The organism is Moorena sp. SIO3B2, assembly GCF_010692525.1.
Classification (GTDB): Bacteria; Cyanobacteriota; Cyanobacteriia; order Cyanobacteriales; family Coleofasciculaceae; genus Moorena; species Moorena producens.
Window position 1 is genome coordinate 1 of sequence record NZ_JAAHHE010000863.1, and the last position, 1431, is coordinate 1431.

Below are 1431 nucleotides of genomic sequence, written 5' to 3' on the forward strand. Positions count from 1 at the left end.
AGCAACCCAACCAAAACGGTGAAATCTCTTCCTTTCAAGCTCTATCAACTGCCCTATCCGCTGGTGTTGGACTCGGTAGCATTGGCGGTGTTGCCTTTGCCATCAGTATCGGAGGACCAGGAGCTGCTTTCTGGATGACCCTTGCTGGCTTATTCGCCATGAGTAGTAAATTTGTAGAATGTACCCTGGCTCAAAAATATCGAGTGGTCAGACCAGACGGAACTATAGCTGGTGGTCCAATGTATTACCTCTCGGCTGGTTTAGCCGAAATGGGATATCAAAAACTGGGCAAAATTGTGAGCCTGCTATTCTGCATCTTTGCCATTGTTGGGTCATTTGGTGGTTCGAGCATGTTTCAAGCTAACCAATCCTTTGAAGTAATGGCCAGCGTAGTCCCCTGGCTGATCAATCGAGGCTGGGTTTATGGCTTAATTCTGGTTGGTCTAGTGACATTGGTGATTATTGGTGGCATTCAACGTATTGGCTTAGTGGCTGGTACCATCGTACCCGTCATGTGTGGGATCTACATTTTGGCATCCCTCTGGATTCTGATGCTCAATTTCTCCACCATCCCATCTGCCATCGAAACTATTGTGACAGAAGCCTTTTCTCCCCAAGCCGTTGAGGGAGGTTTGATTGGGGCGTTAGTACAGGGATTAAGGCGTTCAACCTTTACTAATGAGGCAGGTATTGGTTCATCTGCCATTGCCCACGCCGCTGCCAGGACTGAGGAACCAGTGCGGGAAGGGATTGTAGCCCTACTCGAACCCTTTATTGTTACTGTGGTCATCTGCAATATGACTTCCTTAGTATTAGTCATCACTGGAGTATACAAAAATCCTGAGTTTGCTAACTTCGGTGGTGCCGAAATGACCGCCGCTGCTTTTGGTAGTGTAATTAGTTGGTTTCCCATCCTCCTAGCCATCTCTGTGTTCTTCTTTGCTTTCTCTACCATGATTTCATGGAGTTACTACGGTGAAATCTGTTGGGATTATTTGTTTGGTTCGAGAACGTTAATTGTCTACAAAGTATTATTTTTGATCACCATCTTTATTGGAGCTGTGGCTAACCCAGAACCAGTCATTAATTTCAGTGATAGTATGCTTTTTTCTATGGGTTTACCTAATCTTTTCGGTATCTATTTTCTCTGTGGCAAAGTAGCCACTGAACTCAAAGACTATATGGAACGCTTGAATTCTGGAAAAATAGTTCCGGTAACTCAATCTTCCTAGAGCATCAGTATTTATAGTATTTTAAAACAAGCCATAGGGCTGAATCTATGAGCTTATTTGCCACCGACCGTGTACTTGTCCCAATTGATTTTTCTGAAACCTCCTTTGAGGCTTTAGAAAAAACAATAGACTTTGTCAAGGATGCATCTCATATATACGTTATCCATGTCCTACCTCCTCTCAACCCTGGTGAACCGGG

At 44.3% G+C, this 1431-nt stretch carries 2 protein-coding genes; both read left to right on the forward strand.

Annotated features, from left to right (window positions below; translation table 11 throughout):
• The coding region (locus tag F6K38_RS44730) for an alanine/glycine:cation symporter family protein (RefSeq protein ID WP_287360738.1) at positions 1 to 1232 on the forward strand (1232 nt) is incomplete at its 5' end.
• 47 nt (positions 1233 to 1279) lie between these two features.
• Positions 1280 to 1431, forward strand: a 152-nt coding sequence (locus F6K38_RS44735) for a universal stress protein (RefSeq protein WP_353737298.1), incomplete at its 3' end; no start/stop codon positions are given.